The sequence below is a fragment of the Vibrio rhizosphaerae genome, from assembly GCF_024347095.1.
GTDB lineage: Bacteria > Pseudomonadota > Gammaproteobacteria > Enterobacterales > Vibrionaceae > Vibrio > Vibrio rhizosphaerae.
In genome coordinates this window covers 2267504-2283908 of record NZ_AP024903.1, presented here as the reverse complement: position 1 = coordinate 2283908, position 16405 = coordinate 2267504, and the positions used below count along the sequence as shown (strand labels likewise).

13 protein-coding genes and 1 pseudogene are annotated in these 16405 nt (G+C 44.0%); 6 read left to right on the top strand and 8 right to left on the bottom strand.

Annotation, left to right across the window (positions count from 1 at the left end; translation table 11 throughout):
- Positions 1 to 98: 98 nt before the first annotated feature.
- From OCV37_RS09745 to OCV37_RS09735, 3 genes are all read right to left on the bottom strand, one after another.
- A complete protein-coding gene (locus tag OCV37_RS09745) occupies positions 99 to 1556 on the bottom strand; it encodes a Ca2+-dependent phosphoinositide-specific phospholipase C (RefSeq protein WP_051680508.1) in 1458 nt (485 codons plus the stop codon).
- 63 nt (positions 1557 to 1619) lie between these two features.
- Entirely contained in the window at positions 1620 to 1844 is a 225-nt protein-coding gene (locus OCV37_RS09740; RefSeq protein WP_318585319.1) for a cytochrome d ubiquinol oxidase subunit II, read from the bottom strand.
- Positions 1845 to 1956: 112 nt separating this feature from the next.
- Positions 1957 to 4170, bottom strand: a complete 2214-nt coding sequence (locus tag OCV37_RS09735) for a glycoside hydrolase family 6 protein (protein WP_169739361.1) — start codon at positions 4168 to 4170, stop codon at positions 1957 to 1959.
- Between the two features lie 773 nt (positions 4171 to 4943).
- On the opposite strand from OCV37_RS09735, the gene OCV37_RS09730 reads away from it, so the two are divergent.
- A complete protein-coding gene (locus tag OCV37_RS09730) occupies positions 4944 to 5420 on the top strand; it encodes a LabA-like NYN domain-containing protein (RefSeq protein ID WP_038180868.1) in 477 nt (158 codons plus the stop codon).
- 102 nt (positions 5421 to 5522) lie between these two features.
- On the opposite strand, the gene OCV37_RS09725 is transcribed toward OCV37_RS09730, so the two are convergent.
- The 3 genes from OCV37_RS09725 to OCV37_RS09715 form a co-directional block, all read right to left on the bottom strand.
- On the bottom strand, positions 5523 to 9191 hold the full coding sequence (locus OCV37_RS09725; RefSeq protein ID WP_038180871.1) for an ATP-binding protein: 3669 nt from the start codon (positions 9189 to 9191) through the stop codon (positions 5523 to 5525).
- A 106-nt stretch (positions 9192 to 9297) separates the two neighbouring features.
- Positions 9298 to 10239 carry a diguanylate cyclase gene (locus tag OCV37_RS09720; RefSeq protein WP_038180873.1) on the bottom strand — a complete coding sequence of 314 codons (942 nt, stop codon included), beginning with the start codon at positions 10237 to 10239 and terminating at the stop codon, positions 9298 to 9300.
- A gap of 205 nt (positions 10240 to 10444) precedes the next feature.
- Complete coding sequence (locus OCV37_RS09715) at positions 10445 to 11599, bottom strand: aminotransferase-like domain-containing protein (RefSeq protein WP_038180876.1); 1155 nt, start codon at positions 11597 to 11599, stop codon at positions 10445 to 10447.
- 142 nt (positions 11600 to 11741) lie between these two features.
- Between OCV37_RS09715 and OCV37_RS09710 the strand changes: the two genes are divergently transcribed.
- From OCV37_RS09710 to OCV37_RS09695, 4 genes are all read left to right on the top strand, one after another.
- Positions 11742 to 12611 (top strand): AraC family transcriptional regulator, encoded by an 870-nt coding sequence (locus OCV37_RS09710; protein ID WP_038180914.1) that lies wholly within the window; start codon positions 11742 to 11744, stop codon positions 12609 to 12611.
- 117 nt (positions 12612 to 12728) lie between these two features.
- Entirely contained in the window at positions 12729 to 13094 is a 366-nt protein-coding gene (locus OCV37_RS09705; RefSeq protein ID WP_038180879.1) for a cupin domain-containing protein, read from the top strand.
- Between the two features lie 325 nt (positions 13095 to 13419).
- Positions 13420 to 13602, top strand: a complete 183-nt coding sequence (locus OCV37_RS09700) for a hypothetical protein (RefSeq protein WP_038180882.1) — start codon at positions 13420 to 13422, stop codon at positions 13600 to 13602.
- A 269-nt stretch (positions 13603 to 13871) separates the two neighbouring features.
- On the top strand, positions 13872 to 14210 hold the full coding sequence (locus OCV37_RS09695; RefSeq protein WP_261888084.1) for a DUF2956 domain-containing protein: 339 nt from the start codon (positions 13872 to 13874) through the stop codon (positions 14208 to 14210).
- 173 nt (positions 14211 to 14383) lie between these two features.
- On the opposite strand, the gene OCV37_RS09690 is transcribed toward OCV37_RS09695, so the two are convergent.
- Positions 14384 to 14725: a radical SAM protein gene (locus OCV37_RS09690; protein ID WP_038180561.1), complete on the bottom strand. Its 342-nt coding sequence runs from the start codon at positions 14723 to 14725 to the stop codon at positions 14384 to 14386.
- Between the two features lie 262 nt (positions 14726 to 14987).
- Positions 14988 to 15500 carry a GNAT family N-acetyltransferase gene (locus tag OCV37_RS09685; protein ID WP_051680486.1) on the bottom strand — a complete coding sequence of 171 codons (513 nt, stop codon included), beginning with the start codon at positions 15498 to 15500 and terminating at the stop codon, positions 14988 to 14990.
- 218 nt (positions 15501 to 15718) lie between these two features.
- On the opposite strand from OCV37_RS09685, the pseudogene OCV37_RS09680 reads away from it, so the two are divergent.
- A pseudogene (locus tag OCV37_RS09680) lies at positions 15719 to 16363 on the top strand (AraC family transcriptional regulator); the annotation flags it as partial.
- Positions 16364 to 16405 lie beyond the last annotated feature (42 nt).

The following is a 16405-nucleotide window of genomic DNA, read 5'->3' as shown; positions in this document are numbered from 1 at the left end:
TTTGACGTATCAAGTGGTGAACAACGCTCTCTGTGGAGACAGTCATCGGTAGTGTCTCCACTTGAGTCACAGACGATCAAACCAAATGATTGATCTTGTCAGAAAGAGCTTTGATGCCAATCCGGAACGCTGCGTAAGTTGAATTTTTGATTCTCATTTCCGTTACACTGATAAATTTTCCATTGAACACCAGAGCTGGTTGTGGCACCTGGCACATCCATACAATACCTGTAGTCTTTATCCCGGTTTTTAAAGCGTCCGTCTGATGTAATTTGCCATTTCTCCGAGTTCCCACCATCGCAGTCCCACAGGTGAAGTACATCCCCATTGTCGGCAGAACCTGTGTTGAAATCGACACAATATTTGTTATTTCCTGCCGGACGCAGTTGTCCTTCAGCTGTATATACGAAACGTTGAGCAGGCGTGTCCGAGCAATGCTCTTGAATCAGATCTCCACCGTTAGAATAATCTGAGCGTTTAACGGTTAGACATTTTTCTGTAGATATACTTGGCCTGATGGTGAAGTAGCCCGGCAGGCTTCTACGTACTCCTACTAACGGAATGGATTCTATCCACCTTGGGGTATTCGTAGCACTACTGATATCCCAGCCAATGGCGGATACGCCATGCGCAATGGCAATCCATGTAGCCGCGTAGTCAGTGTTCGCAAAGTCGCCGGCTGAATGCCAAAGGTGCATCAACTGTTTGGTATCACTGGCCGCATTTGCTGTGACTTGGTAGTGATCACCCGCTTTGACATTACCACAGAAAAAGCGTTTAGAATTTGTTGCCGAGATTGCATCAATCGTTCCAGTGAATTCTGAGGCATCTGCAGCATCAATATCAGGACATAAAAATGTGGATTGTGTGCCGCTCATCATGTTCATCGCTTGTTCCATGCGATGATTGACATCTCCCTTATGTCCACCAGTAAGTATAACAATGGCTTTCCCTCTGAGGCTTGAGACTGTTGGCCATCCCCTCATTTTTAGGGTCTCCCGATAGTCGTTTGAGTTTCCTAGATGAGTGAGTAGCTCCTGATAGGTAAACATTTTGGGTCCGAAGTAGTTAGAAATCCACCAATCTAATTCTGCTACCTCATCATGTTTCCAAGCAGATGCTGGATCCCAGCTAGACTTCATGTCCACAAAAATGAGAAGAGGTAATGCATTTGGGTTGTTATCCATCCAAGCCGCAATATCGTCGAGGCAATCTCCCAGCCGATCATTATCTTCTGCGCGACAATTTGCATTCATTGGGTTTAAACCATGTGCGACATAGGGGCCTTTGGCCTCATCTTCCCAGTCGCCACGATCAATGACATCGAGTTCGATAGCACGATAACCAGCATTTAACCAGTCACGTAGAACACCATTATTTTTGTATGTATTGTGTGGCTGAATATAATAGAGTTCGTCAAGACGACTTGATTCGCTAGGCTGAGAGGCTTCGAATGGAGGAATGAATTCTTTAGCATAGCTCGGTTGATATAGCAGGGTAAGGTAAAGGAAGAATGCAGCACGAATATATACAAATGTTAGTCTCGTTATCTTCATAAACAAAAACTCCCAATATAATTGTAGTTGCATAAAAGTATAGTCAGGTTTTCACTGAAAACTTTAAATCGAAGCAAATGAATCATATGCATCTGAGTAATAACCATCAATCGCGAGCAGTACTTTGTTGGTGAAAGCGAACATTGATTGTTGTAACTCACCTTCGGTTTTCATCATTAACCATGTACTGCTGAGCAGGGCGTAGATTGCGACCAGTGCAAAGCCGCAGAAAATCGGGAATAGTGTCATCCAATCCAGTTGTCCGCCGACGAAAACGCGATTTTCGATATCAGAATGTAATCAATAGAACAGTAATAAAAAGCCGGATCCTGTGACAGGATCCGGCTTTTGGTGTTATCTGACTGACCGAAATATCTCGGGGGTCAGATGGTTGCTTACCTTACTCAGCAGGGGGACCTGCGGGTTGATCAACTGGCGGATAAGCATTTTCTACCAGATATTGGAACCCTGCGGAATACCAGCGACCAGCGTGCGGTGCATTATCCATTGCGCCTGTAGGTACTGATGCAGAGGTACTCATTTTATCCGGGTCACACATTGCGTCGTATTGCTTGGCTGGGTCATCCGGGTCTGGCTGATAGTCTGGTTCAGAGACACCGTCTGATTCACCCGGTGGTTTCACCCACACGAAAGCATCAACGCCGGCATAAGGGTCAGCCCATGGTTTGTAGCCAATACCACTGGGTTGGTTACACCAGTTACCGCGGTGATAGCGACGGTCAATCCGGGATTCATCCACATAGGTGTTTTTATCGGATGAAGTACTGACATGTGTCGGCCGGTCAGGACCGCCCCAGCCATTTCGACCTGTATCAATCAACATCCCGATGGTTGTTGGTGCACCTTTGGCAATCATGCGTTTCCGGAACTCAATCGCGTAATGTTTTTCATCAAAGTTCGGATTCCATTCATAGAAATCAGCACTCCGAATCGGACCACCACCGACATTTTTGTCTGGATTAGGAAGGTAGGTTTCAACCAGCGGACTGTAGTTCGCTGTGTTAGTGACGAAACCGGCAACACTATCCCAGCCCGCATCTGTACCTTTAATGACATTAGAAATCATGGTGATAGCCGGATCAAAGTTACTATCCCAGCCTAACCAGCCTGAGTGAGCCGCATCAATGTACGAATAGACGTTCTTAATCGGTGAGAACTTATTCAATGCGTAAGTGATCCCTTCACGATAGCCGCCAGGGCCATTTGCTTCTGCACATTTTGGAATGTCCAAATTGGTAACGAGATTTGGTAACGAGTCAATCTCGATCACCGCAGCAATGCGGATGCTCTGATATTTCGGATCGGCAAAGATTTCTGCAATTGGGTCGATAAACTCATTTTTATAGCGAACGATGTCGCCTCTAGAAATGAGCAACTCACCATTCGATGCCAGCGCTTTACAGTCACGGTTTGGTAAGTCATAAACGACAACCGTAAACAGGTTCGCACCTTGTTTAAGTGCCTCATCTAAGTGAGCGCGCAGACCCATTTTACTGTCGGTTCCTTCGATCGCACCGATGCGGTCGAGCCAGACCCCGGTGTTTTGATCAGAGATTGCGCTACCGCCCGGTTCTGCAGCTGCTAACGCAGACCACTCTGGGTTGACATACCAAGTTGCATCACGGAATGGGTTGTCCACTCGTTCCACGGTTGGTGGGACATCGTCATCCGTTACATTGACGGTTTTGACCACTTTGCTGGTATCAATACCATCAGAGACAATCAGTGAGACAGTATACTTACCGGCTTCGGCATAGGTGTGAGACGTCGTCACGCCAGAACCTGTCGCGCCATCACCGAAGTCCCAGATGTAAGTCAGGACATCGTTATCGGCATCCGTTGACGCAGAAGCATCAAAGTTGACCAATAATGGGGCTTGTCCGGATGCTGGTGTCACGGTCATTGCAGCAACAGGTGGTGTATTCCCTGATTCTGTGGTGACGTTGATCACAACCGTAGCCGTATCGACACCGGTGCCATCGCTCACTGTCAGTTTGGCAGTGTACTGACCCGGTTCGGTATAGGTATGCAGCACATCTTTACCGGTACCGGTTTCGCCATCACCGAAGTCCCAGATGTAGGTCAGTGGATCGCCATCCGCATCGGTTGAATTACTGCCACTGAAGCTAACTTCTAACGGTGCAATGCCAGAGACAGGGGTCGCCTCAGCAACGGCATCAGGAAGGTTGTTTGGCGGAGGTGTATCGCCACCGGCACAAGTTGAACCCATGAGTTCAACATTGGCAGCACTGACACCATTGCGGCTTCCCATAAAGTTAACCGCTAGGCTTTGACCTTTTTTAATGGTGCCGTTCCACTCAGTATTGACAATGTAATAGGGGTTAGTCCCTGAAAGTTCGCCACTCCAAGATTGTGTGACAGCCACGCCAGCTGGATATTTCATTCCAATTTGCCAGCCATTGATATCTGCATTCTCGTCATTGGTGATGGTCACAACACCTTGAAATCCACCCTCCCACTCATTGGTTAATGAATACGAACAAGATGCCGCTTGTGCGCCAACTGACGACAATGCAGCACCCAGTGCAAAGACCAGCGGTAACAACCGGAGTTGTTTCTGCCTTTTTCTCATTTCTAGCCTCCTACGGTTAGTTTTATGCATATTTTCTCAATCTTCCCGATTAAGATTTTCTTTTTATACTACTGATTAAAATGTTATTTGTACGAATGGAATAACCGATAAATATTCATACTATTTGGATCTAGAAGGTGATTATATTAGCGTCAAGAAATGACATTGAAATAATATAAATAATTCTATTTATTGTGAGGGTAGCCACGAAATTAAGGATGGTGAATAAGTAAATGGTCAGTGTAAATTGAAGTTTTTAATGAAAATAAAATGAAATTTCACTTATTTGTTTTGTGTTTAAATGTTTGATTTTTATATTTTTGTTTTTTAATATTCGATTTATCTTTTTTCGTTTTTTTTATTTAAGGTGTTGTATTTTAATGTAATGTTAAATCCTATATTTATATAATATATATTATAAGATAACGTACTCTATATTGTGTTTTTTCTGAATTTTTAATTATATTTCCACTGTATTCAGCGTTGCCGTTGCAAATATTTGGAATGCTTGTCACTGATTATTGAATGTGAAACATTTTTTTACAATGTGCTTTTTTAAATAAATATCATGGGATGGAAGAATCACTATTTATGCAATTAGATGAGTATTTAATGCGCGTCAACTTGGCGGGCGTTTCAGGAGGAGAGGTGTCTTGAAATATGGGTATTTGTTCTCAGTATCCGTAAGATGGGCATTATTTTCTCTGGGGTGGGGTCGCGTTTCATATTACACTGCTCCTTTGAAAAACGACTGGTAATCCAAGGCCCGCAAGATGAAAAAAGTTCTGTTACTTGTTGACGTACAAAATGTGTATTACACCACCCGACAAGCTTATCAACGTCACCTGAATTACAATAAATTATGGGCCAAACTGACTGAGAACAGGCAAGTGGTGAAGGCGATTGCCTATGCGATTGACCGGGGAGACCCGAAGCAAAAGGAATTTCAAAATATCCTGAGAGCGATTGGTTTTGAGGTGAAACTCAAGCCCTTTATTCAGCGGGCTGACGGTTCTGCGAAGGGCGACTGGGATGTCGGTATCACAATTGATGCGATGGAGTATGCTGCGGATGTCGATATTGTCGTGCTGGTTTCCGGCGATGGTGATTTTGATGTGTTGGTGAAAAAGTTATCCGGTGACAAAGGGAAATGGGTTGAAGTGTATGGTGTGCCTGAACTGACCTCGGTTACTTTGATGCAAGCGGCCAGCCAATATATTCCGATTGACGCTGAATTGTTGATGGCATAAGGCGCTAACCGGATAGACAGCGGGTGATTGATATCGATCCAGTCATGGCCGGTGTGATCATGACTGAATCGGGGAGTGTGACTGAAGGTTCCATGTTTCTGTTTACGCTTTGGGCTCAGCATCATCGGTCTGTTGTGCGAGATAGTGCGCAATGGTTTGTGCCAGATCGGCCTGTTCTGACATCGCGAGTGCGAACATCTGTTTGATTTTATCGTGTCGGAGAGGCGTTTCTTGCAGCGTTTCATTTTCTATATTTGACATCATTTGCCGGAGTCGTGCGGCACCAATCGAACCATAGGAACCTTTTAATTTATGGCTGTAGTGAGCAATTTGCGTGGTGTCTTGTTGCTCGATCGCAATCGCAAGCTGTGATACCGACGCAGGGATGCTCTCTGCTGATATACGCAGCACTTTATGAAACAGAACTTGATTGCCTGCCATCCGGTTGAGCGCCTGTGTTTTATCCCACCGGGGGATATTTTCCCATTCAGCTTGCTGCTCAGGGCTGTGCTCTGGCTCCGTGGTGTGTTTGTCATTCGGTTCTGGCAGTCGCTCATCCAGTGCTGGCGGTGGCGTTATCTCGTTACCGACAGTTGGTTTCGGCGGGAGTGCCGGTGACTGCGCATCCTGAGTGAGTGGCTGATTGTTCACTGGATCGCCAATGGGGTCTGACGCTCCGGGTTGAGCATACTGCCGCGTCCATTGAATCACTTTTTGGTGTAATAAAGCTTGATTGAGCGGTTTGGTCATGTAGTCACTCATACCGCTTTCGATGCATTTTTCTTTTTCTCCGGAAAAGGCGTTAGCCGTCATTGCAATGATCGGGGTTTTTTCATGGCCAGTGTCCGGGTTCTCAAACCGGATCTGGCGTGCGCAATCATAGCCATTCATGACCGGCATCTGACAGTCCATCAAAATACAGCGGAACGGGCGGTTTTCCTGCGCTGCACGGGTCAGTATTTCAATCGCTTCTTGCCCATTGTTGGCCACTTCAAATTCAAAGTGCAGATCTGACAGATAACCTTTGGCAACTTCCACATTAATTTCGTTATCTTCAACAATCAGAATTCTGACCCCGGCAAAGGACAAATTGCTATCCGCTGTCACGGGGGAAGTGGTTTTCTCAATGACATACGGGAATGCAGTATGATTGGTGAGTGCATTGGCGAGCATTCTGATGATAACCGGTGAGTGTAACAGCACGATGTCCAGCGAAGTCGGGTTATGCCACGTTTTGAGTGGCTCATCGCTAAGCGCCACAATTTTGAACGGATGGGCCGGTGGATAATCGGCCAGCCGGGTACAAATAGTCTGAAACTCAGGTGACTCCAGATCGAGAATCAGCGCATCATATTGTGTTATCGTGCGATAGAGATGAGATTCATCTTGCAGCGAATGAACCTGCCCCCCCATTTGTTGAATCGCTTCGGTCAGCATGGCGGGCAGCGTTCTCGATTGAGGGAATCGATGAGGCAGATATATCCCGATTTCCATCTGATGAAGAACCTGAGGGAGTATTTCTGTCCGGCAGTCATTGGCTGGCATGTTAATCGAGAAGTAGAAACGGCTACCGATGCCGTGCTGAGATTCAAAACCAATGTCGCCGTTCATCAGTTCGCACAGCTTTTTACAAATCGATAAGCCTAACCCTGTTCCTCCGTATTTGACCGAGGTTGTCGCATCTTCCTGAGTAAAGGGTTGGAAAAGCTTTCCTTGATTTTCGGGGGCAATGCCAATCCCGGTATCAATAACTTCGATAAACAGACGGACAGTTTCCGGTTGTTCGGAGAGATTTTGCGACGATGCCCGCACCACAATTTCACCTTCATCGGTAAACTTGGTGGCGTTGGTGAGCAGGTTATTGATGATCTGTTTTAAACGGTTTGGATCGGTGGTGATTTGATTGTGGTGCAGATGATTGATATCAAGCACCAAATCCAGTCTTTTTTCTTTAATCCGAATGGCTGCGGACTGCACCATATTTTCAAGAAGTTGACCGACATGGAATGGTTGATGGGTGATTTCCAGTTTTTCAGACTCTATTTTGGATAGATCCAGAATGTCATTAATTAACACCGACAGGGTACTGATACTCTGTTCTGCCATATTCAGATAACGCTGTTGGTTGCTGTTTAAAGGGTCGCGTTTCACTAAAGAGAGGGTGCCGATCATCCCGTTGAGCGGGGTACGCATTTCATGACTGATCACCGAGATGAAATTACTCTTGGCCTGACTGGCTTCCATGGCTTTCTGGTGGGCGACTTCCAACTGTTGAGTATATTGCGTTAACTGTTCGGTGCGCTGTTGGACTTTTTCCTCCAGCTCGGCATTACTGGATTTGAGCTGTTGTGCAGCGGTTTCTTCAAGGGTCCGGTCCTGAACCTGTATGGTGTAAGCATCGACGTGATTACTCTTATCCACGACTGGATTGATGGTGATTTCCAGATATTTGGTGTGACCACTTTTTTTATCGAGCCATGAATCGGTAAAGGTTGCTGAAATATTGGTGGTTCTGACGGAGATAAAGGTAGCCATCAAGTCTTGATGGCTGAGGATAATACACTGATCTAACGACTGGTTTAACGCAATATGTTCAGGAATATCAAACAGAATTGTCGCCGCATGATTCCATGTTTTGATTTGACCTGTTTTATTAATCCCAATGATGGCATTCGGAGAGCTACCGACAATTGACTGATAGGTTGAGTTGACCTGATTTAACCGTAAACTGGTGCTGTAGGTTCGATAGAAAATGATTAAGATGATGGTGAGAGCACCCACGGTTAATCCCACCAGCAGTATTTGTTCTTGGTGGCGGGCTGTAATTTTCTGTTGGAGCTTGCTTTGTTTGAAAATACCGTAGAGATACAGATGTTCCTCAAAACTGGAGCCGGAGTAGACTCTTTGTCTGTCAACTAGCAGTTTTTCTGGGGTGCGGTTGTTACGGATTGCCGAGAATAGGCCGTTTTGACCAATATCAGATAACTGATACTCACTTGCCAGCGTTACCTCGGGATGAAGCTGTTTACTGAATCGCAAATTTGGATCCGGATGATAAATAAAGTAGCCATCCGCATCGACCAACCACATACTATCAATCGTCCCTTGCCTTTTGGCGAGAGAATCCAGAATACTGCTCGCATCAATATTCATGATGAGAAAACCGAATCGTTCCCGGTTGCTGAAGAATATCGGGGTGATAATGCGTAACGTCGGCTGGAGTGGGTAGGCAATTTTTCCATGTTCGACATTCAGGTCGATTGGCGCGACATGGATTTCATTCGGTTTCAGCTGGGAGGCTGTGGCATAGTAATCTTCTTTGTCTTTATGTTGCAAAAAAGCTTCAGGGACTCTCACCACTCTGCCGCCATCCCGATCTACCCGCAGGAACTCTTTTCCTTTATCGAGCACGGAGATAATCCGTAGCTGCTTGATATCCGACTGGTTTTCAATCATGGACTGAAAAATCACCGAGAGCCGGTTGAGCCATTGGACCCTCGTAGTCGAGTCTTTCGGGTCAACATCTTCATTTTCGAGCGCACGAGTGAGCCCTGAAATCGGGGGGGTGCTGTGAAGAAATTTAACCAGTGCTATTTTACTGGCAATTGCCCCTTCGATTTTCTTGACTTCATAAATGGTATCTTCAATGAGCGTTGCTTTGGCTTCCGCTTCGATCTGTTGGGTGGCATAGTCGTTGTATTGGGTGACGATGAAGCCAGCCAGAACCAGAACTGCTATGAATATGATGATATAGGATGATTTTGCTACCATGTGCCAGCCTTCTCGTGATGGTCTTATCCGTTCTCGTTGAATCAATCCTGAATTTCAGCCGTTATCCGTCGATGCGTTCGTTACTCAATCCGGTGGTATGCGAACCTCAATGTTTGGTCTGTGTCGCTTGGGTCACGATGAAGCGGTTTCTTCCTGCCTGTTTTGCCTCGTAAAGGGCATGGTCAGCCATGACTAAGGCATCATCGACATGTTGCGGGAGATGTGCCCAGTCGAACGTTGCGCCGCCAATACTGACGGTGACATGTCCAAGCTGTGTGGATTGGTGCGTTATATGTTGTTCGGCGACAGCGGATAACAAAACAGCGGCTATTTTTTGTGCCCCTTCAAAATTGGTGTTTGGCAGCAATACCGTAAATTCTTCACCACCATAGCGAAAAACATGATCAGAGTTACGTTTGATACTATTTTTCAGGATGTTGGCCACCTGTTGCAGACATTTGTCTCCCTGAAGATGGCCATAATGATCGTTGTACTTTTTGAAATGATCGATATCGATCATCAGGAGTGACAGGGGATGTCCGTTGCGCTGGCATAAGCCCTTGCTCATCGGGTAGAAATTATCTAATGCACGGCGGTTAGATAATTGCGTCAGACTGTCCCGGATAGAGAGCGTGGTCAGCAATTCGGTCGTGAGCTTATACCGCATGTGCATTTTCACGCGGTGTTCTAAAGTGACAAAATTAAAGGGTTTGGTAATAAAATCAGCACAACCGGCTTCCCAACAACGAATTTGGGTTTCGTCATTGTCATGTGATGTGATGAAAATAATCGGAATACTAGCGAGTGACGGTAACGCTTTCATCTGTTGGCAGACTTCCCAGCCATTCATCCCTGCCATCATGATATCCAGCAGAATTAAGTCTGGTTTGTTTTCACTGGCCCGTTTGATGGCTTCCCGACCATCTTGTACCAGTTCAGTCTGAAATGTTTCTGACAGACAGGTATTGAGTAATTCAAGATTCATCGGGTCATCATCGATAATTAACACTCGGGCATTGTTGTAACGTTCTTCCAATTCATCAAGCACAGCATTTTCCTTATGATGTTGACTCAGCGTTCAGGCGATGAATCACTTTGATGCCATTACATTAACAATAGCACCAAAATTCATATCTTGATGGTTGAGAGGAAAGGGGATGATGATTGAACGCCGCGGTCCCGGAGAAGGTCGCGGCGTGTCATCGGATTGTAAGGTATGCAATGTGTCGTGATTGGTGCGGGGGCTGTTGCGCTTAATCTAAATAAGCTTTTAAACCATCCACTAAACGTTTGACCGCCTCGGTCAGTTCCGACGGGGTGGCATTGGTAAAGTTCAAGCGTAATGCTGCAGGTGATAAGGCTGCATCTGGATAGAATACCGGGCTGGGGACCACCGCGACACCTTGCGCCAACATGGTTTTTGCCAGCGCAAATGTGTCGCAATCCGGCAGCGAAAGCCAGATGAACATGCCGCCGTCAATCGGTTTGAGATGGCAACTTTCAGAGAGTTGCTGACGCAGAGCGGTATACAGACAGTCATAGCGGGACTGATATAAATTGCGAATTTGCGCCAAATGCTGATCGAAATCCGGGTGTTGCAGCAGCCCGAGTAATAATGCTTGCATCGGTACACTGGAGTGCAGATCTGCCCCTTGCTTGACCTTGATTAATGGGTCGAGATCACTACGTTTTCCCGTCACCACACCAATTCTGAGCCCCGGAGAAGCAATTTTAGAAAATGAACGTAAGACGATCGAATGGTTCGGGCAGAAATCAGAAACCAGTGGCAGCGCTTCACCGTTGAAGCGCAATTCCCGATAGGGCGCATCTTCAATCAGAACCACATTGTACTGGCAGCAGAGCGCCGCGACTTGCTGGCGGACTGATAAACTCCAGCATACCCCGGTCGGGTTGTGAAAATCAGGTACCGCATAGAAGGCTTTTGGCTGCTGTTGCTGAAAACACTGTTCGAGTAACGCGACATCGGGTCCTTCTTCCGTTTGAGGTACAGTGACAATATTGGCCTGAACCAGATTAAAGACTTGCATCGCACCCAAATAGCTCGGGGCTTCCATCGCAATCGTATCTTGCGGATTAAAGTAAGCTCTGGCGATGAGATCTAACCCTTGCTGTGAGCCGGTACAGATCATGGCTGTGTGCGTGTCAGGTAACTGATACCGCTCGTGCAGATAGTTGATAAGGGGTTCATAACCGGCGGTTGCACCGTATTGAAAGATCTCCGGCATGTGTGCCAGTTTTTCCAGTGTCGGTTGCATCAGCGCAATCGGGAATGTCTGTTCGTCTGGTAGGCCTCCGGCCAGTGAAATCACATTTTTATCGGTGGCGGCGCTGAGGATCTCTCGGATATAAGATGAACGGGTTTGTTGCAATGAGTGCGCAATTTCCATGTCTGTTCCTGTGTGCTGTTTTATCGTATCGGGCTGTTTTCTATGGAGTACAGCCTCTGGAAGAGAGATAGTACAGGGGATTGCTTAAATGCAAATGTCCATTTATGCTGAACAATATGTCTATTTATGCGATTTATCTGTCATGAGCCGCCACCATATTTCCCGGATTAATGATGTTCTCTTTTATATTCATAAAGATATCAGTAGAGAGTTGTCAGCCAAGGCGCTTGCTGATGTGGCTGCTTATTCAGAGCAACATTTTCATCGGGTGTTCAAGCAGACCGTCGGTGAGTCGATTCATCAGTATATCCGACGCACGCGGATGGAGTATGCTGCCAATCAGCTGATGTTTGATCCGACATCTTCCGTATCAGAAATCGCCAACAATTGTGGTTTCAGTTCGGCATCCTCATTTAGCCGGGCGTTTAAGGCTACCTTTCAGATGTATCCCGGTCAGTGGCGTCAGCACGATATGGCAGTGGCAGAAAAACCCTATCTCAAAGATCCGGAAATCGCTGCCGGCTACCAGCGTGTGGCGAATCATACCCTTCAGTTACCTAAGATTTTAGAAACCCCGGATCGGATGGCCGCTTACGTGCGACACACCGGATATAATCGCTCGATTCGCCATACTTGGTTGGTTCTGAAAGCGTGGGCAGAGAGTGAAGGACGTGATGATACGACTCAGTTTGGTTTACATCATTCGAACCCTGCCTGGGTGACGTTAGACCAATGTCGTTATGTGGCCTGCCTTGCCATTGACCGACCTTTGTCGTTTCGCGGTGCGGTCAATCAAATGGTGATTCCCGGTGGTTTACATGCCGTATTTCATTTACAAGGTATGTACGGGGAGTTGCTGCCGTATATCAGCCTGATCATGGAGCAATGGTTGCCAATATCAGGGTTTAAGCTGCGCTCGACACCGGCTTATGTCCACTATCAGCAAAATCATTTTCTTCATCCCGAGGAACAGTTTGAGCTGGATTTCTATTTACCGGTGAAGTTTTTTTAAGTCGTCATGCTCTGACAAGCGCTGATTCTGATACATGTTTTTATGGTATTGATAGCTGATTAATGGCAAGTTATACGATCAGTTCCTATACCATTGCTGTCATATAAGAGAGGCCCCGTGAAGAAAATTAATATTCGTGACAAATTTGAACGGTTCAGCGAAGTGTGGACGCCAAAAATCATCGCTGAATCCAATGGTCAGCTGGTAAAAATTGCCAAAGGTCGTGGTGAACTGGTCTGGCATGCACATGAGCATGAAGATGAACTGTTTATTGTATTTCAAGGCCAGCTGACTTTGCAGTTGAGGGATAACAATATTGTGCTCAATCCCGGTGAGATGTATATCGTCCCCAAAGGTGTCGAGCACTGCCCGAAAGCAGAGCCGGATACACATTTCATGATGATTGAGCCTTCATCGACAGCCCACACCGGGGCGGTTCAAAGTGAAGTGACGGTCTCGTCAGATCAGCAAGAGTGGATTTAACGACACAATAGGTTGGCTTCGTATGTATTCGTTTAATTTCTAGCCTTGGGAATCGAAATGTGACGCACAATTACGTTTTGCGGTTTCAGAGGCATTTGTGCTCAGTGCGCCAGTTACTCTTGCCAAGATGCAAGCGTAACCAGAACATCTTTTTTGTTCGGCTTGATCGCACGTTGTCCAGAACCGGCTTTTACGGGCGTCCTGCCCGGAAAATCCTAACCATTCTTCCTTGAATGATTTTCTTTGTTTGGTGGTTGATTTGCGTGCGGTGAAACATTTTTAAAAACTGAGCTTCCCTGCTACTCAACTTCCAAGAGGGGCGATCATGCCGAGTTCAGAACTTCAACCAATCAATAAACCCTTACATCTTCTTGCCCGCCAATACCTGATGATCCTTCAGGGCTCATGTACTGATCCCTTTACCAATTACTACGAACTCTGGCATGTGCTGACTTTTCTGCATAATTTGATTACCGTTTCAGAAGAGGAATATCTGCGGGAAGATTAAATCTAGAGAGGCAGTTTTAACCTCAGGCAAGGGCAAAACCAGGACGGTTCTTGAGGGTTTTTTGAGCAAGGGACTGCTCATAAAAGCCATCCCGACAACGCGGATTGCCTGCGGATGGTGCGATGAAGACTTTAGAGAGACAATCAATACTGGTATTCTGGTTGTTTTATTAAAATATCAGTGGTCTACACTGGCCATCATGTGCCAAATATAGCGAATGGATATTTGTGCTGTTAAAGCGTTAATTTCCGATATGGAAAGATTAAATTATGCATAAAAAACAAGTAGTAGAACCCTCACAAAAAACGAAGGAAGAGGCGATGGATATCGCTAGAGCTACACAGCTTCCTGGTCAAAAGAAAGCGGAGACACAACGTATCGCTCAAGGTATTGAAAAAGGTATTGCTCTTTACAAGAAACAACAAAAAGCTAAGGCAAGAGCTGCTGACAAAGCTAAAAAGCAAGAAGAGAAATCAAAGGCTAGACGCCAAGACAATGAGCAAGTGACATTAGTAGAAACCAAGATTGAAACAAAGGTATCACCACTACCTTGGGTGTTATTAATTGCGTCATGGATCGGCTTTCTATTGTTCTATTTTTTGAGATAGTTTCGCTTCACTAGGAGCTCTTACACCAAACAAGCTTATGACTCAGCTTTGATACTGTTAAGCTTGCTACGATACTTATATTTCTATATATATGTTTTACTTTTTTTATTGTCTTCATTGCTCTCTCAAAACATTTAACACCTCTTAAAGTATCATGCCTATCTCCAACAGCATCAAGAGATACAACCAGAACTATTTTTTCTTGATCTATATAGAACATCAAGAATTTCAATTATTTTTTCAGTTCGTATACCATTCGTTGTAAAATATATTTCATTTACATTTTTAACTTCAGATATTATTCGTGCAATTTCAATGATTTCCGGGTGTAGTGTGGGTTCTCCTCCAGTTATTGAAATTTCTTTTAAATTTTTTAAACTTTTTTGATTCAAAAAGTTATTCAGATCTGAAATGTTTATATTAGGGCTATCTTTAATTTTCCATATCTGACATGAGTTACATCTACTATTACAATTATATGTAACACAAAGATTAATTGCATTAATGTTTTTCATTTTCTACCTCCTTTAGTTATCCACTGATGATTCTAGTGCATTCTAAATAATAAAATAATTCAATATGTTATATATACTTGTAACAATTGATTTTTACATTGAATATTTTTATAGCAATAGCATGCTAATATTTTGATGTAGATTTTATTATTTATATTTAGATTAATGATTCCCTATAATAAAAATCGGAAATCAAAAATATTTGAATTATATAGCAGAGGGTTTGCTTATTATTCTAAAAGATAGCTTTTTTAATTGTTCATTAGTAGACTTTTCCACAGAAATCTATAACTCCATCAGGTAACTTTGAATTACCAATCTGCTTATGGAGTCCCCCTTTATATACAAACTTTTTCCACTCATTACAATTAGAATCGAAAAATTTAATTTCATTTGTTAGATTTCTATATCCGCATGATAAATAAATTTTTGGTTCATAAGCAAATAAGAATGAATGTTCTATTTTAAGTTCGAAATTAAATGAATTCAAAACATCTAGCATTATTTTACACAAGCCTCTACCTCTATAATTTCTGGATACAACAACATCACCTATTATTGAACCCTTGAAAGTATAGTCATCAATTCTCATGCTTCTTATATACATTGCTGCGTGAGAAATTACATTTTCATGATCCATAGCGATGACTCTCATTGCCAACTCAGATTCATCACCTAAACACGGTCTATTCTCACTAAAACATTCGTTTATAAGATTTAATGTTGAAAATTCGAGAGATTTTTCAACAAATTTTTCTAGAGTTACAATCTTCACTGAAAATATCCTTTTTAAATCTAGCGATATTAAAAATACGTGTGTAATATAATTATATTACTAAAATTAATAGATTTACTGACTGCCAAATAATCCACAATAAATTCCACCATCACTAATTAGTTTATCATTGCATCCTTCTTCAACAATTTTACCTTTATCTAATACGATAATCCTATCCATCTGTTTTAGTGTAGATATTCTATGAGCAATAGATATCAGAGTACAGTGTTACCGATATTGCTTTCGAAGCCCAGTTTGAAAGTCTGGAAGATTTTTCTCGTGCTTTCTCTAGGATATTTGGACAATCACCTTCCCAATTTAGAAATCAGCCGGAGTGGCGTGCTTGGCACGCCAAGTATGAATATCATCCACCGATAATAGGAGAATGTGTAATGGATGTTAACGTGATTGATTTCGCAGCAAAAGAAGTTGCATTAATTGAGCATAAAGGTAGTCCTAAACTGGTATATGATACCGCTGCTAAGTTTATCAATTGGAGAAAATCGACAGGATTATCCCCGGTTAAAACCAGTGAAACATTTGGCATTCCCCATTCTGATCCAAGTGATATGCCAGATGATGAATTCCAGTTTGATATCTGTGGCTCGCACGAAGGTGAGGTGCCTGCAAACGCTTATGGTGTTAAATCTGGCATAATACCGGGTGGCAGATGTGCCATTGCGACTCACAAGGGAAGCCATAACACGATTAGTGATACCGTGTATTACTTGTATCAACAATGGTTGTCAGCCAGCGGTGAAGATTTGAGAGATTTTCCTTGTTTCTTCCGTTATTTAAATTTTGTTCATGAAGTCGATGAATGTGACTTATTAACTGAGATCTATTTACCAATAAAATAATCGGAAGTCATTAACGTTAGTTGACGAACGGCAGGCTGTAAT

Coding starts and splice junctions, on each gene's coding strand:
- OCV37_RS09700 (WP_038180882.1), top strand. CDS start 13,420: ATGCCGAGTTCAGAACTTCAACCAATCAATAAACCCTTACATCTTCTT.
- OCV37_RS09695 (WP_261888084.1), top strand. CDS start 13,872: ATGCATAAAAAACAAGTAGTAGAACCCTCACAAAAAACGAAGGAAGAG.
- OCV37_RS09690 (WP_038180561.1), bottom strand. CDS start 14,725: ATGAAAAACATTAATGCAATTAATCTTTGTGTTACATATAATTGTAAT.
- OCV37_RS09735 (WP_169739361.1), bottom strand. CDS start 4,170: ATGAGAAAAAGGCAGAAACAACTCCGGTTGTTACCGCTGGTCTTTGCA.
- OCV37_RS09715 (WP_038180876.1), bottom strand. CDS start 11,599: ATGGAAATTGCGCACTCATTGCAACAAACCCGTTCATCTTATATCCGA.
- OCV37_RS09730 (WP_038180868.1), top strand. CDS start 4,944: ATGAAAAAAGTTCTGTTACTTGTTGACGTACAAAATGTGTATTACACC.
- OCV37_RS09725 (WP_038180871.1), bottom strand. CDS start 9,191: ATGGTAGCAAAATCATCCTATATCATCATATTCATAGCAGTTCTGGTT.
- OCV37_RS09710 (WP_038180914.1), top strand. CDS start 11,742: ATGAGCCGCCACCATATTTCCCGGATTAATGATGTTCTCTTTTATATT.
- OCV37_RS09745 (WP_051680508.1), bottom strand. CDS start 1,556: ATGAAGATAACGAGACTAACATTTGTATATATTCGTGCTGCATTCTTC.